Below are 25,145 nucleotides of genomic sequence, written 5' to 3' on the forward strand. Positions count from 1 at the left end.
CTTCAGTTTGCGATCGGGTCGAGCTCGATCTGGAAGGGCAGGGTGGCGAATTCCGTGTCGCTGCCATCCGGCAGGCGCCGCACCATCGACACCAGCGCGGCTTCCATCCCGTCCCCCATCAGCCCGGTATGCCAGACACCAGGGTGATAGGCGATGCCCCATCCGGCCGGCACGTGGATCGCGGCCAACTGGTCCAGCCGGGACGGCGCGGGTCCGGGCGGCGCCGCGACCACGACCAGTCGGCTGGCGCCCAGGGGAACGAAGGCCTGCACCGAATAGGGGTGGCGTTCCAGGCCGTTGAGCGGGCTTGCCGCGCGCCAGGCTCGCGCACGTATCACCGTGGCAGTGAACGCGCCGCGCGCGGATATGTCGGTGCCCAGCGGCACGGGAATGCGTTCGTCGCCCGGCGTGACGGGGAAGACCACGCCGTAGGGCTCCAGCTGTATATCCCCGGCCTCAGGCCGAACGACGATGTGCCGCAATGCCATGTGATTCCTTGGTGTTGGGGTGGCGCTCGCCGGCGGCCAGCTCGCTGTGCCAGAAGGCCCAGGTCAGCAGCGCGCCCAGTACGACGAAGGCCGCGAAGATGATGCCCGTGGCCGCGTAGCCTCCGGTCACGTCGCGGCTCCAGCCCAGCAGGGGCGGCGCCAGGATGCCGCTCAGGTTCGCCAGCGAATTGATCAGCGCCACGGCAGCGGCGGCCGCCGTGCCGGTGAGCAATGAGGTCGGCAAGGTCCACAGCATGGTGTTGGCGGCGTAGACGCCCGCCGCCGCCACGACCAGGCCGAACAGCGCGGCGGCGTGATTGCCCAGCATCAGCGTGGTGAAGACGAAGCCGACCGCCGCCAGCACGAGCGCCACGCCCAGGTGACGTATCTTCTCGCGCTTCAGGTCGGAGTGCCGCGCCCAGAGATACATGGCGCAGACCCCGCCCAGGTAGGGAAGCACGCTCAGGAATCCCACCGCCGTATTGCTGAAGCCGAAGCTCTTGATGATCTGCGGCAGGAAAAAGGCAATGCCGGTGGTGCCGAATACGATGCAGAACAGGATGCCGGCCAGCAGCAGCACGCCGGGCGAGGTGAACGCCTCCGACAGCTTGTACTTGCGCACGGCTTCCAGGCTGGCACGTTCATGGGCCAGCATGCTTTCCAGCCTGTCGCGTTCGGCCGGCGCCAGCCACGTGGCCTTGGACGGGCGATCGGTCAGCAGCCACAGGCAGGCGATGCCCAGCACCACCGCCGGCAGGGCTTCCACGATGAACATCCACTGCCAGCCCGCCAGGCCGCCGACGCCGTTCATGCCGTCCAGGATGGAACCCGAAATGGGGCTGCCGATCAGGCCGGAGACGGGGATGGACATCATGAAAATGCTGGTGAAGCGCGCCCGGTAGGACTTGGGGAACCAGTAGCTGATGTACATCACGATGCCGGGGAAGAATCCCGCCTCGGCCACGCCCAGCAGGAAGCGCAGCGCGTAGAAGCTGGTCTCGCCCTGCACGAAGGCCATGCAGCCCGACACGATGCCCCAGCTGATCATGATGCGGGCGATCCAACGCCGCGGTCCGACCTTGTCCAGCACGAGGTTGCTGGGGACTTCGAACAGGAAATAACTGACGAAGAACATGCTGGCGCCGAAGCCATAGACGGCATTCGACAGTCCCAGGTCCGCATTCATCTGCAACGCGGCGAACGAAATGTTCACGCGGTCCAGGTATGCGCACACGTACAGGATCATGATCAGCGGAATCAGGCGGCGCGCCGCCTTGCCGATGACCTGGCGATCCTCGATCGAGCCGGTGTAGGCGCCGCCGCCGTCCATGCCGGCCACGCCCTTATTGCCTTGAGCCATGACTTACCCCTTGGAATATTCGGACCATCGATATGGGTCACTTGATCGTTGCTTCGATATGGGTCGACGCGGCACGATGCTATGCTCGCGCCACATCGTGAACAATCGCGAATTTCCGGATTCCGGAATATTTGTTCTTGTTTGTGGAAATTCCCTGGGGGACGCATGGAAGAGGCGCCGATCGATAAATCGCTGGCCATCATGGAAGCCGTGGCGGGGTCGCGCCGCCCCCTGACGGTGACCGAGATCGCCGAGCTGACCGGGCTGTCCATGCCGACCACGCACCGCCTGGTCGTCCAGTTGACGGAGCGCAATGTGTTGGCCCGGCACCTCGCTTCCAAGCGGGTGATGGCCGGCGCCCGCCTGACACGCCTGGGTATCGACGCGGTGCAGGCGTCCTTGAACGCCGACCAGCCCCATGCCTTGTTGAAGTCCCTGGCGATGTCGCTGGGCGAGTTCGCCCAGATCAGCATGGTGGTGGATGGGGAGCTGGTCTGCGTGGACGCCGCCGCGGTGCGCCGGCCCGGTGGGCTGCACCTGGAGCAGGGCAACCGCGGTCCGCTGCACTGCACGTCCATCGGCAAGCTGCACCTGGCGCATATGCCTGACGACGCGCTGTCGGCGTGGCTGCGATCGTCCACGCGGCGCAAATTCACCAGCAAGACGCTGACCGGCGAGACGCGCCTGCGCGCGCACTTCAACGAGATCCGTGCCCAGGGCTGGGCATCCTGCAACGAGGAATGGAACGCGGGGGTGGTGGGCTGCGGGGTGCGGATACCGCTACGCGGCTCCGCGTTCATCGGGTTATGCGTGTCCGCGCCGACGGCGCGCATGACTTACGAAGAGATGATTGCCAACGTTCCCATCCTGCGCAAGTTCGCCGGGGACATCGCCCTGGCCTTCGACGCGTCCGCGTGACCGGTCGTGCGCCGGGTGTCGTCGCCTACCGCGCGGGGGCGGGCGCCATGCCGATCTTTTCCTTCAGCGCCGCGGTGCGGCCGGACGCAAGATAAGCCAGGAAACTCGCCGCCTCCTTGCATGCCGGAGCGGCCGCGCATACCGCGCCTGAAAAAACGGTGCTGATCTCCGCCCCTGGCGGCATGTCCCCCAGGATCCGTATGCCCGGCATGCCCAGCAGCTCGCTGCGCTGCTGCAGGCCCAGCTGCACGGTCCCGTCGGCGATCAGCTTGGCCACGGGAACGCCGGGCGGCGCCTGCACCAGCTTGGGCGCGAGCGCGTCGTGCATGCCCCATTCCTTGATCAGCGAGATCAAGGCCACGCCGCTGGGTCCTGTCGAATAGCCGATGCGCGCCGCGGAAGACATCAGCGCGCGCAGGTCGTCTGCCCGCTCGAACGCGACCGCGGGCGCGGTCTCGGCCATCGCGGCGGCGACCTGGGAAAGGGCGATGGGCGTCATCGTGGACGGCTCGACCTTGCCGGCGTTGGCCAGGGCGTCCAGCGCGTCCTGGGCCAGGATGACCACGTCGAACGGTTCGCCATCCGACACGCGTTTCGCCGCCAGGACGCCGCCCACCGACTGGAGCGTGACGGAAATTCCCGATTGGGTGTGGAAGTCCGCTGCCGCTTCTTCGAGCAGGCGTTTGGTCGCCATCGACGAAATGCAGGTGAGGTTTGCCATGATGGGGGTCGCCATGATTTTCTAAGTCTGGGTTTGCCCGATCATAAACCGCGCCGCATATTCCCTGGGCGTGACACCCGGACGCCGGAGAAATGCCTTGCGCAGCACGGCGACGCTGCTGTAGCCGCATTGCCTGGCGATGTCCTCCATCGTCTGGCCGCCCAGTTCGAGCGCCCGGCGGGCCGCTTCCAGGCGAACGTCTTCCACATACCTGGCCGGCGTGGTGTTGAGCTCTCGCCGGAACATCCTGATCGCGGTGCGTACGCTGGTGGCCAGCCTGTCCGCCAACGTTTCGGTGGAGAGATCCAAGTGCAGGTGTTCGCCTATCCACACGCATAGTTCTGCCAGCCTGGAGGCCGATCCTTGCTGGGACTGCAAGGCCACGCTGAATTGCGCCTGTCCGCCTGGCCGCCGCAGGAACAAAACCAGATTCCTCGCGATGTCGAGCGCCACCGGGTCTCCCAGATCCTCCGCCACCAGCCCGAGCGCCAAGTCGATACCGGCGGCGATCCCGGCGGAGGTATAGAACGCGCCATCCTTGATCCAGATGGGTTCGGGCTCGACCTTGACGCGCGGATAGCGTTCAGCAAGCTGACGGGTCATCCGCCAGTGCGTGGTGGCACGCCGGCCATCCAGCAGGCCAGCTTCGGCCAGGACGAAGGCGCCGACGCAGATCGCGCACACTCGCCGCGCCTCCGGCGCGACCCGTCGAAGCCAGCGCATCGCGGCGTCGGTCAGCCCCGTCAGGGGCTTGAAACCAGCCGTCACGATCAGGGTGTCGATCGGCAGGCGGGATCGTCGCACTTCGGCGAGTGTCTTGTGCGCCTTGATGGTGATGCGCGATTCCGTCTCTAGATCGGTCGTCGCCCCGGCGCTGACCAGTTCGAATCGATACGGCGAGCCTTCGTGCAGCAGGTTGGCCAGGGTGAAGACTTCCGCGGGGCCGACGACGTCAAGCGCGTCCGCCGGCTGCAGGACGAGCATCACGACGCGCCGGGGAGCGTTCCGCGGCGGTGTCGGTTTCGAACGGGTGCGTTGGGGCATGGCGGGATTCTTCGGGGCTCAACGGACTCGACTGATTCGGTCGCGACCGCTTGATTCTGGCACGAAACGACCGAAAAGAGTCATTCATGCCATGTTGTGCCTGGCTAGACTGCAAGGATCCCAACGGTGAAGGAAAGACGATGAGCCAGGCGGAATATCTCGTGAGCGGCGCGACAGGCCGCACGGGCGGCGTCGCGATCGACACGCTGCTCGACATGAACAAGCGGGTGCGCGCCTACGTGCGCAAGGACGGTGAACAAGCCGCCGCGTTACGAAACAGGGGCGTGGAGATCGCCATCGGCGACTTCACCGATATCGATGCGATCCGGACCGCCATGCAGGGGGTGCGTTCCGCCTACTTCCTGCATCCGATCAGCCCCGGCATTGTCCAGGCCAGCGCCTTTTTCGCGCAGGCCGCGAAGGAAGCGGGACTGCAGGCGATCGTCAACATGTCGCAGATATCCGCGAGGCGCGAATCGAAAAGCAATGCGGCGCGCGATCACTGGATCTCGGAACGGGTGTTCGACGCATGGGGGGTTCCCACCACGCATATCAGGCCGACGTTCTTCGCCGATTGGCTGGTGTACCCGCATTTCGCCAAGGAAATCCGGGCGCGGAAGCGGGTGGAATTTCCCTTCGGAGAGGGGCGCCACGCGCCGATCAGCACCGATGACCAGGGCCGCGTCATCGCGCACATCCTGGCCAAGCCGGCCGGCCATGAAGGCAAGATCTACACGCTGCATGGCCCGCGTGAAATGAACCATCACGAGATAGCGGCCGAAATGAGCGAGGCGTTGGGGGAAAAGATATCGTATGCGCCCCTGTCGATCGCGGAATTCCGCGAGCGTATGGAAGGCACCTATGGCTTCAATGCTTTCCTGACCCAGCATCTGGTCGAAGTGGCGCAGGACTATCAGAACGGCGTTTTTGCCGGGACCAACGATGCGGTGGAACGGATCACCGGTCAACCGGCCCTGTCAGTGCGTGAGTTCATCAGCAGGAACAGGCAGGCGTTCGCCTGAGGACAGGAGCGACAACGACCCGCCTGGCGGGTCTCTTCCTATGCATGCTCCGGCGCCAGGTCCAGTATCTGTTCGCTAATCAAGGATTGGAATTCATCGGCCAGCGCCATGGGAACGGCGTTTTCCGCGCGCATGCAGGCGTATTGCGACACCAGCCGCTCCTTCAATGGCCGTTGCACGATGCGTGGGTCGCCCTGCGGCATCGGCGTCCAGGCCGATACCAGGCCGATACCCGAAGCTTCCGCCGCCAGCCCGCAGATCAACGGTGATGTAGGCGTCTCCGCAATCACGTCCGGCGTGATGCCCTGGCGGTTGAAGGCATCGTCGATCTGGTAGCGCAGATAGCTCTGCGGGGAAGGAAGCACCAGCCGTTCGCCATCCAGGTCGCGCAACGCGATCCGCTCCGAGGCCGCCAGCCTGTGGCGCGCGGGTATGACCGCGACGATGCGACACGGCGGCAGGGCTTGCACGCTGACGCCGGACTTCGACATCGGCAGTTCGACCAGGCCGATGTCGAACTGCCGTGTCGCCACCAGTTCGGCGATCTGTGTGGATGGCAAGGTCTGCACGAAGACGCGAACCTTGGGACGCGTCTTCAGGAACGACGCGATCACCTTGGGGATGAACCAATGCGCCAGCGCGGGCAGCGTGGCGACACGCAGCGCGCCCGCGCGATGATGGCCGATGTCATATGCCACCTGCGTGATCCGCTCGATGCCGACGTACAGATGCTCCACTTCGCGATACAGCGCTTCGGCTTCCGACGTCGGCACGAGCCGCCGTCCCTTGCGCTGGAACAGCGCATAACCCAAGCGGAGTTCGAGCAGCGCGATGGTGCGGCTGACGCCGGGTTGCGTGACGTTCAGCAGCCGGGCCGCGCCCACGACGCTGCCGGAAATCATGACCGCCCGGAACGCCTCGATATGGCGCATATTCATGTCGATTTTCATATATACCTCAAAGGCATAAGCAGGCGTTGATTCTTGACTATTTTGCGCCCGGACTGCTGTCTATTATTCACGGGCTTGTTGTTGATACGTAGTGTGCCGGGAAGGATATCCGGACCACGATACCCGTGAGAATATGCTTAAAAGTGATGAATCAGGGGTCATGGGGGCGGGAACGGACGCGCCGCGCGCGCCGGCCCCGCACGGCCATCGGGTGCCGCATGCCGGGCTGGCGCTGCGGCTGGGGCGTTATGTCGCCGACCTGGATGGTCGCGCCATCGACGCACCCACCCGTGAGGCCGTGTGGCGTTGCGTGCTGGACGCGCTTGCGAGCGCGGGCGCCGCGCTGGGCTTGCCCGCGGTAATGGCGGCGCAGGAGACCGCGTTGGCGCTGTACGGCCCCGGCCATGTGCCCCTGTGGTTTACGGGCAGGCCGGCCAGCATGGCCGCGGCCCTGTTCGCCAACAGCGCGGCCACGGCGGCGCTCGACCTGGACGACGGTTATCGGCAGGCGCGCGGACACCCGGGCGCGGCGGTCATTCCCACCGCGCTCGCCCTGCTGGGCGAGGACCCGCGCCGCACCGTCGCGGACCTGGTGGCGGCGATCGTCGCCGGATATGAGGTCGGCCTGCGCCTGGCCATGGCCAGGCCAGGCTACGCCCCGTCGGGCGCGTGGTCGGGATACGCGGTGGTGGCCACGGCGGCGAAGATGCTGGGCCTGGATCCCGCGGTGATCGCGCATGCCCTGGCGATCGCCGCCCAGACGGCGCCCGCCTTGCCCGCGCTGGCGGGCATTGCCGGTTCCGACGTGAAAGAGGGCATCGCGGCCGGCGTCGCTGCCGGCTGGGCCGCGTTGCGTCTGGCGATGGCGGGGTACGAAGGTCCTGTTGCCGCGCTGGATGACGGGCGGCTGTTCGATGCCGGCATCGCGCTGCACGACTTGGGCGGCGCGCCCCTGATCCAGGGGACCTACTTCAAGCCTTACGGATGCTGCCGCCATATTCACGCGCCATTGGATGCATGGCTGCATCTGCGGGCCAGGCATGGCCTGGAGGCCGCGGATGTCGCCGGGATGCAGGTCCGCACCTATCGCGCCACGTTCAACCTGTCCAACAGCCCGACCCCGGGCACGCTGGTGGAAGCGCAGTACAGCGTTCCATATTGCCTGGCCTTGTGCGCGTTGCACGGCAGCGATGCCTTGGTCCCGCTGCAGGCGATACACCTGGGCGACCCTGGCGTACGAGACCTGGCGGCGCGGATTTCCGTCGTGCATGACGCCGGGGTAGAAGCGCTTTTTCCCGCCCGCTCACCGGCCAGCGTCACCGTCAGCCTCAAGGACGGACGGCGCCTGGCATCGCCCGTGATGGACCCGCGCGGCGACCCCGCCACGGCGCTGGAATGGGCCGATCTGGTAACCAAGTTCCGCGTAGCCACGCGCGCCGGGCTGTCGCCTGTCAGGCAGCAGGCGCTCCTGGATGCGATCGCTGAACTGCGTAACGGCGACAGCGTACCGCTGGCGGGAGCGTTGGGCGCATCGGGCGTCCTCGGTGTGCCAGGTTGGACGGACCCACAACATCGCAAGGGAGATCACCCATGACCAATACGAGCCATCGTATCGATCGCCGGCGCCGCACGGTGCTGCGCTCGGCTTTCCTGCTGGCGGCCTCGGCGGCCGCTGGCATCGGCGTTGCCCAGGACTTTCCCGTCAAGCCCATCCGGCTGATCGTACCGGCGCCGCCGGGTGGCGGCACGGATGCCATGGCGCGGCTGCTGGCCAATGCGCTGGCGGATTCGGCCAAGTGGAACGTCGTGGCGGAAAACCGTCCCGGCGGGGGTGGGAACATCGGGTTCGACCAGGCCTTCCGTTCGACGCCGGACGGCTACACGCTGGCCCTGGGCGAGTCCAGCAATATGATCGTCAACGAGTTTCTCTATCACCGCATACCGTACGACATCGAGAAAGACATGCAGCCCATCGCGCTGCTCGCGAGGGTGCCGCTGGTGTTGATCGTTGCCGCCAATGGACCCTACGGCAGCGTCGCGGACCTTGCGGCCGCCGCACGGAAAAAGAAGATCACGTTCGCCTCGTCCGGCAACGGTACCCTGGCGCATCTGATGGGCGAGCGATGGAAAGGCCAGGCCGGACTGGACATGCTGCACGTGCCTTACCGGGGCGCCGCGCCTGCCCTGACGGACCTGATCGGCGGCCAGGTCGATATGTTCTTCGCATCGGTGCCGGTGGCCTTGCCGATGATCAAGGGCGGCAAGGTTCGCGCGCTGGCCGTGACGGCGCCGCATCGGCTCGGCAGCCTGGCGGACGTGCCGACCATGGCGCAGGCGGGTTATCCCGGCATGGAAGCGAGTGTCGTGTTCGGCCTCGTCGGTCCGGCGGGCATACCCGCCCCTGTCGTCAACCAAATCAACGCCCAGGTGAACAAGGCCATGCAGGGGCCGGCGGTTGCCAACCAGTTGCTGGTCATGGGCATCGATCGCCCGCCTGGAACCTCGGGCGGAGATCCCGCTTCCTTCGCCGCGCTGTTGCGAGAGGAACGCGCGCTGTGGGCGCCGGTGGTCAAGGCTTCGGGCGCGCAGGTCGACTAGCCGGGCAGGCCTCCAGCCAGCGAACCCCGCCGCTTTCCGTTTCACCACGTCTGTTCTTGAGGAGGCATGCCATCATGCAAGCCCTGTCGAATCACGCCCCAACTTCCATGTCATGCGGTGCGCGCAGCCCGCGCAGGACGCTCGGGCTTGCCGCGGTCGCGTTAATGCTGGCCGGCGCGCATACCACCTCGTGGGCGGCGGGCATGCCCGCCGATGAAATCGTCAGCATGAGCCTGCCGCAACTGCGCACGGCGCTGGACAGCGGCACGCTGAGCGCCGAGGCGCTGGTCGGCGCTTACCTGGCCCGGATCGAAGCGGCCGATCGCGCCGAGCATGGGCCGCATGCCGTGATCGCGCTCAATCCCGGCGCCATGGCGCAGGCAAGGGCGTGGGACGCGCACCGCATCCAGCGCGGCCAGGGCAAGCCGAGCGCGCCGCTCGCTGGCATTCCCTTCCTGGCGAAGGACAACTACGATGCCGCGGGCATGCCCGCGACGGGCGGCTCGCTCGCATTGCGCACGTCGATTCCGGCCACGAACGCATTTGTGATCCAACGTCTGCTGGATCAGGGCGCCATCCTGCTGGGCAAGACCAACCTGTCCGAGCTGGCGGCGTCGTATGGCTGGTACGGGTACAGCTCGGTGGGCGGGCAGACCTTGAATCCCTACAGCCCCTTGCGCACGGCGGACGGGTCGAGCAGCGGCTCGGCCGCCGCCGTGGCCGCAAGGTTCGCGCCTTTCGCGCTGGGCACGGACACCACCGGATCCATCCGCGCCCCGGCCAGCGTCACGGGTACGGTCGGGATGCGCACGACCATGGGGCTGATCAGCCGTACGGGCATCATTCCGATGTCGCTCACCTCCGACGTGGCCGGCGTGATCACGAGAACCGTGGAAGACCAGGCCATCGTGCTCGATGCGATGCAGGGCAGGGACGATGCCGATGGCGCGACCGTCGGCGTCGCGCGGCCGTCGTCTTCGCTGGCGTCGGGCCTGGCCGGCGCGGCGCTGGCCGGCAAGTCGATCGCCGTGGTGGACAACTTCGATGGCGGCAGCCTCGATGTGGACGCGGTCAAGCGCCAGACTGTCGCCGGGTTGCGTAAGGCGGGCGCCCGCATCGTCGAAATCCACCTGCCCGAACCGTACGCGACGCTGCAACCGGACCTGCTCGGTCCGATCGGGCTCGCCGAATTCCGTCCGCAGTTCGAGGCCTATCTGGCCAAACTGCCGGCTGGGCAGCCGCACGACCTGCCGGCGTTCCTGCACGCGCTCGATGGCCCGACCGACCGGGGGACCAAGGTCATCAATCCCGGCCGCTACAAAGGCCTGGTGGAAAACCTGGAGACCCATACGACCGACTCCGCGGCGTACATCAGGATGTTGAGCGTGGTGATCCCCGACCTGAAGCGGCGTTTGCTCGCGCTGATGGACCAGGGCGGCTACGACGCGTTGGTGTTCCCCACGATCGCGTGCACGGCTCCGGTGGTGCCGGGAAAGACCGATCCGACCTTCGTCTGCAATCGCTACGCGTACGCCGCCGGCAAGATTTCGTCGGCGACCGGTTTTCCGGAGATCACGGTGAACGGAGGCTGGGCGCCAGGCAACATGCCCGTCGGCATCTCCTTCCTGGGGCGGCCGGGCGACGACGCGCAGGTACTGGCCCTGGCCGCCGCCTTCGAACGCGATCATGCCGGCAGGGCTGTATCCGAAACGAAATAGACCGCCGTCCCCGCGCTAGAACGGCGCCATCACCCGCAGCGTGCCGCTATGGCTGGCGATCCGGCCGGACAGTTCGCCGTTGTATTGGAGCCGGAAGTCCACGCCCGATCTCGTGGTGACTTGCAGGCCGGCGCCTATCCTGGCGATGACGCTGTCCGTTTCCATGGTCGTGCTGAAGGATCCGGAACCGGCGGGCGCACCCTGGAAGCTTGCGTTCGTGCGCCATTTGTCCTTGGACAGGAAGGACGCGCCGGCATAGGCATAAGGCCGCATCGTCGCGCCGTTGCCGAGCTCGGCGCGGCCGCCGATTTCCAGCATGGGCGACAAGGCCATCACGAACTGGTCGCTGCCGTCCACCGACAGGTGCAGCTCGTTGCCGGATTCCTTGTAGCCCGGCATGCGCACATAGGTTGCGTCCAGGTCCAGGTAAGGCTTCAGGTAGAAGCTGTCGGTGGGCGCGAAGGTGCGCGCCGCGCGCAGCTTGGCGCCCATGCTGTACACATCCGGATTGCCGTCCGCAGTGCTTTGCAGCCCCGGAATGCCGATATTGCGATCCAGTTCATACGAGCCGTAGCCGCCGCCCAGCGCGCCGGAGAAGGTCCACGGGCCGGCCTGGTGCTTCAGCACCACGCCCAGGTAGCCGCTGTCGCCATCGCCCGTGACGCGGCCATCCTGGCCACGCAGCTGGCTGCTTTGATAGGCGCCCGACGCGCCGATGAACCAGTCCGGGCGGAACTGGCGCTGGCCGCCGAACTGGTAGGTCATGCTGTCGTATTTCAGGTCCGCCGTGCCGCCGTTGCCATCCTGGTGCGTGCTGCGGCCGGTCACCTGGCCCCACAGGCAGTCGCGTTCGCCGGTCAACGGGCCGCTGCTGGTGAAGACCGGGCAGGACATCATGCCGTTGTTGAAGCGGGCCATGCTGGCCTGCATCTGCACCGCCGGCGCCAGCGCCACGCCGGGTGACAGGTCGGACAGGCTTTGCCGGTAGCTGTCGGCGCCCTGGCGCGAGGCCTGGTCCAAGGCGGCGAACAGCACGCCGAAGCCCGGGTTGCCACCGGCATCCCACGCCCGTTGCAGATTGTTCGCGACGGTCTCCTGGTTATGGCGCAGGCCCATCGATGGCGCCGCGAAATCGGCGCCGGCGGCGCGTACGCGAACGTCCGGTCCGGCCTGGCGCGTCGCGTAGTCGATGATCGGCGAATCCGTGGCATCGAGTTGGCCCTGCGTGGCGCCTTGGGTCGTCAGCACCGTGACCTCGCGGTCGGGCAGCAGGTTGGTCGGCGTCACATCCACCTTGCCGTCCAGGGTCGATGGCCCTTGAACCACGAGGCTGTTCGTGCGCATCTGGTCGAAGTCCGTCGTGACGCGCAGGACGCCGCTCGCCTGTTGGCGGAAGCTTCCGCTCACGCTGGTAGTGTCGTAGCGCCCGGGCGTGCCGACCACCATCAGGCCGGCGTTGTCGACGTCGGCCTGATAGATGCTCGCGTTCGCGAGCGTGCCAGTGCTCGCGTTGTTCAGGTCGGGCAGGTTGCCCGTGCAAGCCGCGTTGCCGCTCAGGTTATTGCAGATGACATTGCCCTGGATCGTGCCGTTGTTGTTGATGGTGAGGACCGATCCGAGCGAGGTCTCGTTGTTGCCGTTGTAGCGCACGGCCACGCCCGAAAGGGCCGATATGGATCCGCCCGCGCCGACGTTCAGCACGTTGTCCGTGCCGGCGGCGATCCACACGCCGCTGGCGTTGTCGCCGGTGCCGCCCTGCACGCTGCCGTTCACATTGACCGTGATGATGCCGTTGCCCGACGGACCCTGGCTTTGCGCGAAGATGCCGGTGCCGCCGCTGCCCGTCGCGTTCAAGGTGCCCGCCTGGGTGACCTGGACCGCGCCCGCCGTGCCCTGGGCCGACGGGTTGGTGTTGCCGGCGAAGCCGCTGGCGCCCGCGCCGCCCAGGCCGCCGCCGCCACCGATCGATTGCGCCAGGATGCCGAATGCGTTCGTGCCGTAGGCGTTGACGCCGCCATCGACGGAAACGGTCACGGGTCCGCCGTTGCCGCTGGCATTCGCGTCGGCGGGCTTGCCGCTCCATTGGTCGGGATCCAGCTGCAGGCTCAGCGAGCTGTCGCCCGCGATGCCGCCCCCGCCGCCGATGGATTGCGCCACGATGGCATGCGCGCCGGCGCCTGACGTGTTCAGCCGGCTGCCACTGGTCAGCGCGAGGTTGACCGAGCCGCCGTTGCCGCCGGCGCCGCCGCTGCCGCCCAGTCCCGCGCCGAGCAGGTTGCCGCTATTGCCCGCGCCGCCTATCCCGCCGCCACCGCCGATGGACTGTGCGAGCACGCCATACGCGCGCGGTCCCGTGGTCGTGAAGGCGCCACCCGTGGAAGCGTCGATGCTGCCGCCGTCCCCGGTGACGCCGCCTTTGCCGCCTACCGCCAGGGCGATTTCATGCGTGTTGAGGCCGAGCGCGGAGCTCGTGTTGCCGGCGCCGCCGATCCCGCCCCCGCCGCCGATGGATTGCATGACCAAGGCGGGCGAGTCGCTGCCCGTGGTCGAAATATTGATCCAGCTGCCGCCGGTGGGAATCGTGATCGTGCCGCCGGAGCCCGACGCGCCGCCCGCGCCGCCAGCCACGCCGCCCACCGTGATGTTGCCGCTGGCCATGTCGGAACCGTCGCCGCCCTGGCCGCCGCCGCCGCCGATGGATTGCAGCAGGACGCCATAGGCCGAATAGCCCGCGGTGGTGATCAGGTTGGCGTGGTCGTCGTCAAAGACCGCCTTGACGTTGCCGCCGTTGCCGGACACCCCGCCAGTACCGCCGACGCCGACGGTGATATTGGCATTGACCTTGCTGCCCGATGCGGTGGACGAGCCGCCAGCGCCGCCACCGCCACCGATGGATTGGGCAACATAGCCATCCGCCCAGTCGCCCTGGGTGGCGATCTGGCCGGCATGCGTGAAGGTCACCGCGCCGCCGTCGCCCCCGCCGCCGCCGCTGCCGCCGACGTTGACGGTAAGCGTGTACGTGGCGCCCGAGTCCGTGAGCCGGTTCTTGTTGTCTTCGAAGGCGGCGATGCGATCCAGGATCGGATTGGACGAGGCATCCGCGCCTATGGAGCCGCCCAGGCCGCCGCCTCCGCCTATCGATTGCAGCATGACGCCATCGGCATCGCCGCCCGCTGTGGCGATCGCGCCCGACGTCGTGGCGGTGACGGCGCCGCCGTCGCCGCCGCTGCCGCCGGTCTTGCCCACGCCCACGCTCAGGCGGCCGCCATAGCCGTTCACCGCGCCGCCCAGGTACAGCGTGCCGCCCTGCGAGTTGCCGCCGCCGCCGCCGATGGACTGCGCGGTGATGCCGCGCGAACCCGAGCCCAGCGTCTGGATGGTCTGGTTGGGGTTCTGCGTCACGTTGACCGTGCCGCCGTAGCCACCCTGGCCGCCCTGGCCGCCGAGTCCCACGGTGGCCTTGAGATTCACCAGGCCGCCTTGCGCATAGGCGTTGCTGGCGCCGACGCCGCCGTTGCCGCCGCCACCGCCGATGGATTGCGCCAGCACGCCGTTGGCGTAGTCGCCATAGGTCACGATGGTGGAGGGCGGTGGTCGCATGTCGACAGGCGGCAGTTGCAGCGCGGCGGGAATGCGGGCGTACGCGCTGCCGGCGTCGCCCAGCGTCAGGTTGACCTGGCCGCCGTTGCTACCGTTGCCGGTGTTGATGCCGCCGATGGCGATGGAGGAAGAAATCTCCACGCTGTCCGAATCGCCCAGCGTGGTCGACAGCGTGGATGCGTCGCCGCCGTTGCCGCCGCCACCGCCGATGGACTGCGCGACGACTGCGTGCGATCCGTCGCCCAGCGTCGCGACGGACGTGCCGTTCGCCAGGTTGACGGTGACCGTGTTGCCCGCGCCGCCGACGCCTCCATTGCCGCCAACGGAGGCCTGCATATTCACCGCTACCGGAACACCCGTACCCGTCGGGGCCACGAGCACGAAGTCCTTGGCGGTGGCGCTGCCGCCATTGCCGCCCCCGCCGCCTATCGATTGCGCCAGGATGCCGAAGGCGTCGTCGGGCGCGAAGGTCGAGGGATTGACGTTCGGCGGCGGCATGCCGGTCACGATGCTGCCGTTGTTCAGGTTGACCGTGGTCGTACCCGCCGAGCCGCCGGCGCCGCCGCTGCCCCCGATGGCCACGCCCGCGTTGAAGCCGATGGTCGCATTGAAGTATGACGAGTCGCCGCCGTTGCCGCCGCCGCCGCCGATGGACTGGGCCAGCACGCCGGTGGCGTGTTGGCCGCTGGTGGCGATGGACAGGAAATCCTGCTGCACCGAGACGTTGCCGCCGCTGCCGCCCGCGCCGGCCGAGCCGCCGATCTGCAGTTGCACGAACGACGCCAGGCTCACGTTGCTGGCGCTGCCGCCATTGCCGCCGCCCCCGCCGACCGACTGCGCGATCAGGCCGACGGCGTAGTCGCCCTGCGTGGTGATGACGCCGGGCAGGATGGCGGGCAGGGGCCCGCAGCTTCCCGTGTTGTCCACGCAGACCGTGCCGCCGTTCCCGCCGCCGCTGGCGCTGCCGCCGATGCCGAGCGACACGCCCGTCGAGACCGTCATGGTGTCGCCGCCGTTGCCGCCGCCGCCGCCCACCGACTGCGCCAGGGCGCCGATCGCGTAGCTGCCCGTGGTCTGTATCGTGCCCAGGTTGAACATGTTGACCGCGCCGCCGGCGCCGCCAGCCGAACCGGTACCGCCCACGCCGGCGATCCCCTTGGCGCTGCCGCCCGTGCCGCCGCCTCCGCCCACGGATTGGGCCAACAGGCCGATGGCCGCGTTGCCGCCCGTGGTGACCGCGCCCGAGTTGTAGACCTGGACCATGCCGCCGGGCGACGTCGTGCTGCCCGCGGCGTTGCCGCCGACGGCCAGCAGCCCGTTGGACGACCCCGCTGCGCCACCGCCGCCGCCGATCGACTGCGCGACGATGCCGTGGGCGGCGTAGCCGGCGGTGGTGATCGGGCCGGTGTTGGCGACCTGCGCCATGCCTGCCGTGCCGCCGCCCGCGCCGGAGCCGCCCAGCGACACCAGCGAGGACGTGTCCACGCCGCCGTTGCCGCCGCTGCCGCCCACCGACTGGGCCAGGATGCCGTAGGCATGGTCGCCGCTGGTGGTGATGCGTCCCGCAGTCTGGATGGTGACGTTGGAGGCGTCGCCGCCATTGCCGCCGTTGCCGCCGGAGCCGCCCAGCACGCCGACGAAATCGGAACCGGTGCCGCCGCCACCACCCACGGAATGGCCGACGATGGCGGCCGAATAGTTGCCGCTGGTGCTGATGGTCGTGCTGGCGTCCGTGTTCACGTACACGAGGCCGCCATTGCCGCCGAAACCGCCGCCGCCGCCCGTGCCGGCCAGCGCACCGCCGTTGCTGCCATCCCCGCCCAGGCCGCCCAGCGACTCGGCGAGTATGCCGAACATCGAGTCGCCGCGCGTGGTCACGGAGCCGCCGTTCAGCAGCTTGACCTGGGAGCCCCAGGACACGCCGCCGCTGCCGCCATATTCGTCGCTGCCGGGGCCCTTGCCACCGGCGCCGCCATGGCTCAAGGCCGCGATGGCGGCGCCCACGGCGTTCGGTGAGCCGGTGACGTCCAGCAATACGTTCGCATTCGACGACGTGACCGACGCGTATTCCGCGCTGCCGCCGCTGCCGCCACGGTCGCTGTTGTCGGTGGAGGGCAGGCCGTCGCCGCCCACCGACCTGCTGGACAGGCCGAACAGATAGCCTTCGGTCGTCGCGTTCCAGTAGACGCTGATGGGCGCCGTGTTGTTGATCACGGCGTAGCCGCCGGCGCCGGCGTTGCCGTTGTTGGGTCCGCCGCTGCCGCCGACCGATTGCGAAAGGATGGCCGCGCCCAGCGCCGTGCCTTGTACCCGGCTGCCGCTGTTGCCCAGTGCGATGCCGCCATAGTTGTTGACCGTGGCTACGCTGGCGCTGCCGCCGCCGCCGCCGAGCTGGTCGCCGAAGGCGGAGTTGTTCTGTTCGCCGCCGATGCCGCCGCGGGCGTCGGCCAATATGCCGAAGAACCCTTCCCCGGAGACGGTGCCCGTCATGCTCAATGCGGCGTTGTTGGTCACCGTCACCGTGCCGCTGTTGCCGCCCAGGCCGCCGTTGGAATTGTTGTTCTTGTTGTCCTGGCTGCCGCTGCCGCCCGCCGACAAGGCGTACAGCAGTTTCCCGGTCGGGTAGAAGCCGTTGCCCGTGCCGTTCAGGAAGGCGCTGAGCGTGCCGTTGTTGGTCAGCGTGACGGCGCCGGCCGCGCCGCCGGCGCCCTCGTCATACCCTGAGCCGCCCTCGCTGCCGCCCAATATCGCGGCCCCGCCGATGATGTTGGAAACCGAATAATTCAGCGAAAAGTTGCCATCGTTGGTGATCGATACCTGGGGTCCGGCGCTACCGTTCTTGTTGCTGCTGGTGCCGCTGGCGCCGCCATAAAACAAGGCCTGGCCCGTCGAGTACGAGCCGCTGGAGATGCTGCAGGTTTCCGTGGTGGCGCCATTGACCGTGCTTGCGCTGCACGATGCCTGCGCGACGCGCGGCAGGACGCCGATCAATCCGCATGCCACCGCGGCGGAAAGCACGGTAAACCGAGGCCATGGCGGTGCGGGCGGCGCCAACGGTCCGGCCGCGACGCTCGCATGCGTGGCACGCCGTTCAGGGCTGTCGTTCGTCGTGGTGTGCTGCTTGGGGAACCCGGCCGTTTCGTTCATCCTGCATCTGCTCCACGCAGCGGCCTCGCCTCGAACGACCGCAATGGTTCTTTGTTTCTCGGGAGCGCGCGAGTGTGCCATACGTCCTCGCGGCGCTGCGCGGTTTTTCGATGAAACGGCGGTTTTTGTCGATGAATCGCACCGCGCACGTCAGGCGCGTCCGGTCCCGGGACGGCGGGACCGGACGGTGCGCGCAGCATTCGCCATCCTAGAAGTGATAAGCGAAACGCGCGGTCGCCGACTGGCTGATGAAGTGGTTGCCGATATCGGCCGTGTATCCCGCCCTGAGTTCGTAGCCGCCCGCGCGGAACAACTGCAGGCCCAGGTCGACCTTGCCGAGCACCTCGGGCGACTTGATGTAGTCGGTGAAGGTGCCGTTGGACGAGTCCGCGTTCGAGAAGCTGGACTTCACCGTACGCGTGTTGTCGGGCCGCCAGCTTATGCCGAACGCGGCATAGGCGCGTATCGTCGTCTTCGCATCGAGGTCGCCGCGCCGCCCGAACTCGATCATCGGGGAGAACGAGACATTGGTCTGGTCGGTCGTGCGTACGTTCAGGGCATAGGGCGACGAGCCGCCTTCCTTGAAACCGGGCGCGTGCGTGTAGACCACATCCACGTCGCCGTAGGGCCGGATGTACCAATCGCCGCGATCAAACTCGTAGCCCGCGCGGAAGCGGCCGCCCGCCAGGAAGATGTTCGAATCGCTGCCCAGCGAAATCGAATCGCCGAACACGTCGACCTGCCGGTTGTTGTTGAACGATCCCGTTGCCATGGCCAGCGATCCCGCGAAATACCACGGGCCCGCCAGGTGCTTCACCGTGACGGAGCCGTCGTAGACGTCGCCGTCGCCGGACGAGCCGCCCTTGGTGCGCGCATAGGTCTGGCCCGCGGCCAGCGATCCGCCCACGTACCAGTTCGGCGCGACCTGGTGCTGCGCGCCGATGCGATAGGTGGTGCCCGACACGTGGTAGCCCTGGATGTCGTTGGTGGAGGATTGATCGGTCCAGCGGCCGTTGATCTGGCCCCAGACGCAGTTGTCCTCACCCAGCTGCACGCTGTCACCCACGAATACGGGACAGCTCATGCCGGCGCCGAGTATGGTGCCGGCCGATTCGATGACGGCCATGGACTGCGCCTGCGTCGCTTTGCTCGACAGGCTGTTCAGTGTCTTCTTGTAGGTATCGACGTCGTCGATGTGCGATAGCCCCGCGAAGGTCGTGGCAAGGCCGCGATCGACGTTGCCCCAGCCCCGGCTGTAGTAGTTCGCCAGCGAAGATTGGCTGCCGTTGAGCGCGCCGATATTCGGCGTGAAGTTCGATGGCGTCAGGGCAACGGAGTTGCCGGACGTCGTGGCATCCCAATCGAACACCAGCGAATCTTTCGCCTGCGCGGTGCTGGCGAAGCTGTTGGCGGTCAACACGGCGGGCGTGGTGCCGGGCAGCAGCGACACCGCATTCGGCACGATCACGCCGCCCAGCGTAGCGGTGCCATTCACATTGAAGTGGCTCACCTGGTTGTTCAGCGAGTCGATGACCGGACTGAGGCTGCCCGTGTCTGTCTGGATGAAGCGGCCGTGCACGTTGGTCGCCATCGCCGGGTTGTCGAACGCGATGACGCCCTGGTTGAGGATGTCGGCGCGGGCGGACGCGCCGGGCACCCAGGTGCCACGGTTGAGCAGCGCGCCGCGATCGTTCTGCAGCATGCCCTTGCTGTCCACCGGACCGGGCGTCCAGCTGGCGTTGTTGTAGTTGGTCTCGGTGGTGTCCAGGGACATCGACCCCACGATGGTGCCCAGGTTCGTGACCGCGACGCTGCCGCCGCCGGTCGCATTCACCGCCATGCCGCCGGAGCCCGACACGGTCGTCAGCACGCCGCCTTCCTGGATCTTCAGCCAGCCCTGGTTGTCGTTCGAATCGCCGCCGGGGCGATCGATCCACACGCCCACGCCGCTGCCGGAACCGCCGGTGACCGTCACGGTGTTCGTCGGGTCTCCGCTGCCGATCACGACGTTGGGCGTGGCGTTCGTCAACTGCGCGAACCCGGTCGATTGCGCGAAGATGCCGATGCCATTGGCGCCCGTGGCCGACACCGATCCGCCCAGCAACGTCACCGTGAAGTTATCGCTGCCGTTGGCCCCGGTGCCGCCGCAACGTGCCTGGCTGCACCCATCCGCCAAGGGCGTGCCCGCATACAGCGAAGATCCGTTCAGTATGAGGCCGCCGCCGCCGCCCACGCTCTGGGCGAATATGCCGATGCCTCCAGGGCCGTTGGCGCTGATGTTCGCGTACGAGGTGATGATGACGGGGCCGCCGTTGGCCGCGCTGGTGTTGGTCTGTTTCGTGAACGACGGCTGGTAGCCGGTGAACAGCGAAGGCGTCGTGCCGGTGCCGTCGTTCACGCGGATGATGCCGCCGCCGCCGCCGATGGATTGCGCCACGACCCCCATGCCGGCGGTGCCGCTGGCGCTGATGATCGAGCCGGAAGTCAGGTTGATGTAGACGCCGCCGCCATACGCGCCTCCCGACGTGCTCAGGCTGCCGAGCTGCGTCGTCGTCCCTCCCGACGCGGCCTGGTTGGCGATGATGTTGCCCCCGCCGCCGCCTATGCTCTGCGCCAGGATGCCATAGGCGCCATAGCCGGACACATTGACGAACAGCGGATAGTTCTGGAAGTTCTGGTTGATGTAGACGTTGCCGCCCGAGCCGCCCGAGTTGTTCCCGCCGCCGGCCGTCAGCTGCATGCTGCCCGACACCTGCTTCGATCCGTACTCGGCCCACACGCTGGACCCGGCGCCGGCGATGCCGCCGCCCCCGCCTATGCTTTGCGCGTTGATGCCGTCGGCGAAGGTTCCCGACGTGGTGATCGTGCTGCCCAGGTTGCCGTCCTCCTGGATGTACACGGTGCCGCCGGATCCGCCGCTTCCGCCACCGCCGCCGCCCGAGGCGCCCAGGGAAATGCGTCCGCCCAGTGCGTCGGAGCCATCGGCGCCCATGCCACCGCCGCCGCCGATACTCTGCGCGACGACGCCCGTCGCGCCATAGCCGACGGTTTGCACCACGCCGGTATCCTGCAGGTTGACCGTCACGGTCCCGCCCGAACCGCCCTGGCCGCCGGTGCCGCCCACGGCCAGGTTATAGGAGGCGTTGATCTCGGCCCAGTCGCCGCCGCGGCTGGACGCCAGGGCGGTGCCGCCCTTGCCGCCGCCGCCCCCGATGGATTGCGCCACGATGCCGTGCGCCCAGTCGCCGGAACTGGGCGCCTGGTTGCCTCCCGCGACGACCGGGTTGCCGACCGTCGCGATGGTCGAGGACAGCCACACCGTGACGGGACCGCCATCGCCGCCCGCGCCGCCTTGCCCGCCGACGTTCATGTTCAGCGTCGTGTTTTCCTGCGGCAGGGATTTGTCGTTCAGCCAGTTGGTGACGTCGCTTTCGAACTCGCGTCCCTGCATGGCTTGCAGCACCGGGTTGTCGCCCGAGCCGTCCGATCCGGACGAGCCGCCCACGCCGCCACCGCCGCCGATCGACTGCGCCACCACGCCGGTCGCATCGTTTCCATGGGTCGTGATGGGGGCCTGCACGTTCACCACCACCGTCTGGCCCGAGCCGCCGCTGGCGCTCGTCGCGTGGCCGAGCGCGAGATTCACGCCGGGTTTCACGTCGGGACCGTTATCCTGCTTGGCGGACTGCGCGAAGCTGAAGGAGCCCCCTTGCGACGTGCCACCGCCGCCGCCGATCGATTGGGCGATGATGCCCACCGCCCCGGAACCGAAGGTCTGTATGCCATTGCCCGGATACAGCGCGACCGTGGTGTTGCCGCCGTTGCCGCCCGGCGAGCCCGAACTGCCCAGGTTGATCGACAGCGAAGTGGTCGATCCGGTGCCGAAGTTCTGCGTATTGCCCGAGCCCACGCCGGCGTCGCCGCCGCCACCGCCGATGGATTGCGCCTTGATGCCGGCCGCGTAGTCGCCATAGGTCACGATGGAGGTCGGCGCCGCGCCGCTGCCGTCGCCCCAGAACCCGCCCCACTGGTCGGTGCCGCCGCCGATCGCGACCTGTACCGGACCGCCCGCACCCGCGCTGCCGCCATTGCCCGAAACGGTGGCCGTCAGGCTGATGCCTGGCGAGAAGCCTGTCGGCGCCGAATTGGACGTGTAGCCGACGGCCGCGGCCATGGCGGAAGAGTCGCCGCCATTGCCGCCGCCGCCGCCGATGCTTTGCACCAGCGCGCCGGTGGCGCCATTGCCCGCCGTGACGATCTTCGCACCGGTGGACATGGCGAACATCGCCGTCCCCCCGTTGCCGCCGCCGCCGCCATTGCCGCCGGCGCTCAGCGCCTCCGAAAGCGCCAATTGGCTGCCGTCGGGTTCGAAGGTCGTGGAAATCGCGATGGCCTGCGCGCTGGCGGCGCCGCCATGCCCGCCGCCGCCGCCGATGCTCTGCACGACGACGCCGTAGCTGTCGACCGGTTGCACATTGCAGGCACCATTGGAGGTACCAGGGCAGATGCCGGTCGCGGCCGACGACCCGTTGATCAGGCTGGGGCTCTGGCCGGTCGCAATCGAGCCACCGGTCATGTTGATCGCCGCGATGCCGCCGTAGCTCGGCGCACTGCCGCCGGCGCCGCCCACCGCGATCGAGACATCGTACAGCGGCCCGATGGACGTGCTCATCGCCGATCCGCCGGTGCCGCCGCCACCGCCGATCGACTGGGCGACCAGGCCGACGGACTTGCTGCCCGATGTCGTGATGACGGCGCCGTTCGTATTGACGGTCACCTGTCCTCCCGTTCCCGCCGCGCCGCCCGTGCCGCCGATCGCTTCGGACACGCTGATACCGGTGGCCATGGCATTGCCGCCATTGCCGCCACCGCCGCCGATGGATTGGAAGACCGCTCCATGCGCGATGTCGCCGACGGTCGTGATCGCGGTACCGCTGTTCAGGTTGGCCGTGAGGCTCCCGCCATTCGCGGAATTGCCGCCGTTGCCGCCGATCGCGACGGAAATGCCAGAGGCGCCGCCGCCATCGCCGCCACCGCCGCCGATCGATTGGCCCAGCACGCCGATGCTGCCCGCCGCGGTGGTCGACACGCTGCCGGTATTGGTGAAGTTGATCGTGCCGCCGTCGCTGCCGTTGCCGCCGTTGCCGCCTATCGCGGAGATGATGCCGGATCCCGCGCCGCCGGCGCCGCCGCCGCCGCCGATCGATTGCATCAGGATGCCTTGCGCGCTGTCGCCGGCGGTGCTGATGGCGCCGCTGTTGGTCAGGTTGATCGTGCCGGCCGCGCCGCCGGACGCGCCGGTGCCGCCGCCCGAATGGCCCAGCGACCAGCTGGATCCGCCGGTACCGCCGGCTCCTGCCATGGCCTGCGCCAATATGCCTCGCGAAGTCGGGCCCGCGGTTGAAATGGTGGCGCCGTTGGTGATCTGTATCGTGCCTACGCTGCCGCCGGCACCCGCGGTGCCGTCGTCGCCGCCGAAGCCGCCGTTCTTTCCGTTGTTGTTGCCGCCCGCGGCGCTCAGGCTCTGCGCGAATATGCCCATGGCATCCGTGCCATAGGTTGTCGTGATGGTGGAGTAGCTGTCCGTGGTGATCGTTATGCCGCCGGAGTTTCCGCCCGCGCCGCCGTCGCCGCCATAGGCCTTGCCGGTGCCCGCGTCCGCGGAGCCGCCTTCCGCGCCGACGCCGCCTTCCGAACGCGCCATGATCCCCGGCGAGTTGGAGTGATGCGTGGTGATGATGGAGTTGGTGACCGATATGGTGATGTCGCCGCCCGCGCCCCCGGCTCCGCCGTCGCCGCCATGCGCATTGCCGGCCGCCGACGTATCGGCATAGCCGCCATAGCCGCCAGCGCCACCCAGGCTCGAAGCATAGATGCCTGGAGAACTGGGCGCATCCGTGGTCAGGCCCACGAAGTTGCCGTTGCTGCCCTGGACCGTCACGTTGATGGCGCCGGCGTTGCCCCCCGCGCCGCCATCGCCGCCGTGCGAGGCCGAGAACCCGGTGTCGTGGCTGTAGCCGCCGAAGCCGCCCGCGCCGCCCACCTGTGTCGCCGCGATCGCGGGCGAAAAGCCGGCCCCCGAGGCACTGGTCGTTATCGACGCCCAACGCGAGGGGGCGCTGAAGGTAATGTTCGCGCCGTTCGTGCTCCCGCCGTTGCCGCCGTTCTGCGATGGGTTCGCGGCGCCGACCTGGGAAGACGGCGTCCCACCATTGCCGCCGGTGCCGCCGACGCCATACGCAACGAAACCTGGCAGGTAATCGTTGTTGGTCGTGATGCTGGAATCCGCATGGCTGATCGTCACCGTGCCGGCGCTTCCGCCTTGCCCGCCGGAATTGTTGTTGCCCTGGATGGCGGACCCGCCGTTGCCGCCCACGCTGGCCGCAACGGCCGCGCCGCTGGGTATGGCGGGCTGCCCGCTGGGCGGCGTCCCGGCGACATTCACGTAGATATCGCCGTAGTAGCTGAGGTTCACGATCGCCGAACCGCCGTTGCCGCCCGCGCCCCCGTTGTTGTTCGAGCTGCCGGTGTTCGTGGTGCCGCCCTGGCCGCCTTGCGACAAGGCCTGGACGCCATAGATGCCGCTATTGCCGCTGCTGGCGTTCTGCCAGGTCCAGTTGAGCCTGGCGGCCTGGTTCAGGGTCACCTGTGCCGTACCGCCACTTCCACCGCCTCCCCAGTTGCTGCCGTTGCCGCCCAGGGACATGGCCTGCACGTCGGCGAACCCGCCCGATCCGGCGCCCGTTGCGTTGAGCAGATTGTCCGAGCTGGTGATGGTGACGCCGGAGGAGGATCCACCCCCGCCGGAACTGTTCGAACTGCCGCCCTGGTCGGTTGCCCAGATCGCCGCGCCGCTCAAGGCCGGGCCGCTGGCGTTCAGTGTGATCGCGGCGGTGTTGGTGATGCTGACGCCATTGGACGTCGAGCCTCCCGTCGAGCCGTTCGATCCGGCCTGGCTCTGCCAGATGCCGAAGATATATCCATTGCTGTCGACGGCCGTCTGGTTGATGGTGGTGCTGTTGTTTATCGAGATTCCGGACTGCGCATGCGCCGCCATCGCGGGCATGACCGCAAGAAGCGCGGCGGCGAGGGCGTGTGATTCGTAGGTGTGGCCGAGGCTGCCAGGGCGCGATGGCTTCGTTTTTATGGCGTGCGCGGAACTGGATACACCGTTTTGCTTGTCTTTCCCGACCTCGGTCAACTGCTCCATCCTTGCCGTCCTCTTGGTGTTCTTCGGGCGTGGCGTCAGTCGAGTAGCCAACCGACGAGGGATTGCAACGAATTAATACAGCAACGTTGCATAGCGTTGCATCGATGTGAGATTAGCAGGCGTTTTTGAATTTCCAGTGCAGATGTTGTTGTTCGTTGGTACAAAACGACATATTGCGTGCACAACTTGCGCGCATTAGGTAACCGACGCGATCTCGTCTGGCGCGGGCCCGCGGCCATGCCCGTCGCATGCACCGGCACATACAGCTGCGCCTCCGCCGGCGTGGGCGCGGCGATCAGCGAGCGACACAGGCTCCATCCGGTGCAGGGATGAGAAAATGGCGGGAATTCTGGGCCGGCAGCGGTTCCC

At 67.9% G+C, this 25,145-nt stretch carries 12 protein-coding genes; 5 read left to right on the forward strand and 7 right to left on the reverse strand.

Annotated elements, in window-relative coordinates:
• Positions 1-2: 2 nt before the first annotated feature.
• The gene (locus CAL12_RS03380; RefSeq protein ID WP_086063193.1) at positions 3-488 is read right to left on the reverse strand and encodes an ureidoglycolate lyase; all 486 of its coding nucleotides are present in this window, start codon (positions 486-488) and stop codon (positions 3-5) included.
• Positions 457-1,848 carry an MFS transporter gene (locus CAL12_RS03385; RefSeq protein ID WP_198298366.1) on the reverse strand — a complete coding sequence of 464 codons (1,392 nt, stop codon included), beginning with the start codon at positions 1,846-1,848 and terminating at the stop codon, positions 457-459. The genes CAL12_RS03380 and CAL12_RS03385 overlap by 32 nt, the downstream gene beginning before the upstream one ends.
• 165 nt (positions 1,849-2,013) lie before the next feature.
• Between CAL12_RS03385 and CAL12_RS03390 the strand changes: the two genes are divergently transcribed.
• Positions 2,014-2,766, forward strand: coding sequence for an IclR family transcriptional regulator (locus CAL12_RS03390; protein WP_198298367.1), 753 nt, complete (start codon positions 2,014-2,016; stop codon positions 2,764-2,766).
• A 25-nt stretch (positions 2,767-2,791) separates the two neighbouring features.
• On the opposite strand, the gene CAL12_RS03395 is transcribed toward CAL12_RS03390, so the two are convergent.
• Together CAL12_RS03395 and CAL12_RS03400 are read right to left on the reverse strand one after the other, a co-directional pair.
• Positions 2,792-3,487 (reverse strand): substrate-binding domain-containing protein, encoded by a 696-nt coding sequence (locus tag CAL12_RS03395; protein ID WP_086067653.1) that lies wholly within the window; start codon positions 3,485-3,487, stop codon positions 2,792-2,794.
• Between the two features lie 21 nt (positions 3,488-3,508).
• Positions 3,509-4,471 carry a GlxA family transcriptional regulator gene (locus CAL12_RS03400; protein WP_232464816.1) on the reverse strand — a complete coding sequence of 321 codons (963 nt, stop codon included), beginning with the start codon at positions 4,469-4,471 and terminating at the stop codon, positions 3,509-3,511.
• A 200-nt stretch (positions 4,472-4,671) separates the two neighbouring features.
• Here CAL12_RS03400 and CAL12_RS03405 point away from each other — a divergent pair, with 200 nt between their 5' ends.
• Positions 4,672-5,553, forward strand: coding sequence for an NmrA family NAD(P)-binding protein (locus CAL12_RS03405; RefSeq protein WP_086063196.1), 882 nt, complete (start codon positions 4,672-4,674; stop codon positions 5,551-5,553).
• 38 nt (positions 5,554-5,591) lie between these two features.
• Here the strand turns inward: CAL12_RS03405 and CAL12_RS03410 are convergent, their stop codons facing one another.
• Complete coding sequence (locus CAL12_RS03410; protein WP_086063197.1) at positions 5,592-6,503, reverse strand: LysR family transcriptional regulator; 912 nt, start codon at positions 6,501-6,503, stop codon at positions 5,592-5,594.
• A gap of 160 nt (positions 6,504-6,663) precedes the next feature.
• Between CAL12_RS03410 and CAL12_RS03415 the strand changes: the two genes are divergently transcribed.
• From CAL12_RS03415 to CAL12_RS03425, 3 genes are all read left to right on the forward strand, one after another.
• Positions 6,664-8,097, forward strand: a complete 1,434-nt coding sequence (locus CAL12_RS03415) for an MmgE/PrpD family protein (protein WP_086063198.1) — start codon at positions 6,664-6,666, stop codon at positions 8,095-8,097.
• Entirely contained in the window at positions 8,094-9,101 is a 1,008-nt protein-coding gene (locus CAL12_RS03420; protein ID WP_086063199.1) for a Bug family tripartite tricarboxylate transporter substrate binding protein, read from the forward strand. The genes CAL12_RS03415 and CAL12_RS03420 overlap by 4 nt, the downstream gene beginning before the upstream one ends.
• Positions 9,102-9,175: 74 nt before the next feature.
• Positions 9,176-10,819 (forward strand): amidase, encoded by a 1,644-nt coding sequence (locus tag CAL12_RS03425; protein ID WP_232464691.1) that lies wholly within the window; start codon positions 9,176-9,178, stop codon positions 10,817-10,819.
• A gap of 15 nt (positions 10,820-10,834) precedes the next feature.
• On the opposite strand, the gene CAL12_RS28000 is transcribed toward CAL12_RS03425, so the two are convergent.
• Complete coding sequence (locus CAL12_RS28000) at positions 10,835-17,566, reverse strand: autotransporter outer membrane beta-barrel domain-containing protein (RefSeq protein ID WP_157792872.1); 6,732 nt, start codon at positions 17,564-17,566, stop codon at positions 10,835-10,837.
• Positions 17,567-17,774: 208 nt separating this feature from the next.
• Positions 17,775-24,632 (reverse strand): autotransporter outer membrane beta-barrel domain-containing protein, encoded by a 6,858-nt coding sequence (locus tag CAL12_RS03435; protein WP_157792873.1) that lies wholly within the window; start codon positions 24,630-24,632, stop codon positions 17,775-17,777.
• Positions 24,633-25,145 lie beyond the last annotated feature (513 nt).

This window comes from Bordetella genomosp. 8 (genome assembly GCF_002119685.1).
Lineage (GTDB): Bacteria > Pseudomonadota > Gammaproteobacteria > Burkholderiales > Burkholderiaceae_B > Bordetella_C.

Bases quoted from the DNA above. Each gene is read 5' to 3' on its own strand.
- CAL12_RS03380 (WP_086063193.1), bottom strand. From the start codon at position 488: ATGGCATTGCGGCACATCGTCGTTCGGCCTGAGGCCGGGGATATACAG.
- CAL12_RS03385 (WP_198298366.1), bottom strand. From the start codon at position 1,848: ATGGCTCAAGGCAATAAGGGCGTGGCCGGCATGGACGGCGGCGGCGCC.
- CAL12_RS03390 (WP_198298367.1), top strand. From the start codon at position 2,014: ATGGAAGAGGCGCCGATCGATAAATCGCTGGCCATCATGGAAGCCGTG.
- CAL12_RS03395 (WP_086067653.1), bottom strand. From the start codon at position 3,487: ATGGCAAACCTCACCTGCATTTCGTCGATGGCGACCAAACGCCTGCTC.
- CAL12_RS03400 (WP_232464816.1), bottom strand. From the start codon at position 4,471: ATGCTCGTCCTGCAGCCGGCGGACGCGCTTGACGTCGTCGGCCCCGCG.
- CAL12_RS03405 (WP_086063196.1), top strand. From the start codon at position 4,672: ATGAGCCAGGCGGAATATCTCGTGAGCGGCGCGACAGGCCGCACGGGC.
- CAL12_RS03410 (WP_086063197.1), bottom strand. From the start codon at position 6,503: ATGAAAATCGACATGAATATGCGCCATATCGAGGCGTTCCGGGCGGTC.
- CAL12_RS03415 (WP_086063198.1), top strand. From the start codon at position 6,664: ATGGGGGCGGGAACGGACGCGCCGCGCGCGCCGGCCCCGCACGGCCAT.
- CAL12_RS03420 (WP_086063199.1), top strand. From the start codon at position 8,094: ATGACCAATACGAGCCATCGTATCGATCGCCGGCGCCGCACGGTGCTG.
- CAL12_RS03425 (WP_232464691.1), top strand. From the start codon at position 9,176: ATGCAAGCCCTGTCGAATCACGCCCCAACTTCCATGTCATGCGGTGCG.
- CAL12_RS28000 (WP_157792872.1), bottom strand. From the start codon at position 17,566: ATGAACGAAACGGCCGGGTTCCCCAAGCAGCACACCACGACGAACGAC.
- CAL12_RS03435 (WP_157792873.1), bottom strand. From the start codon at position 24,632: ATGCCCGCGATGGCGGCGCATGCGCAGTCCGGAATCTCGATAAACAAC.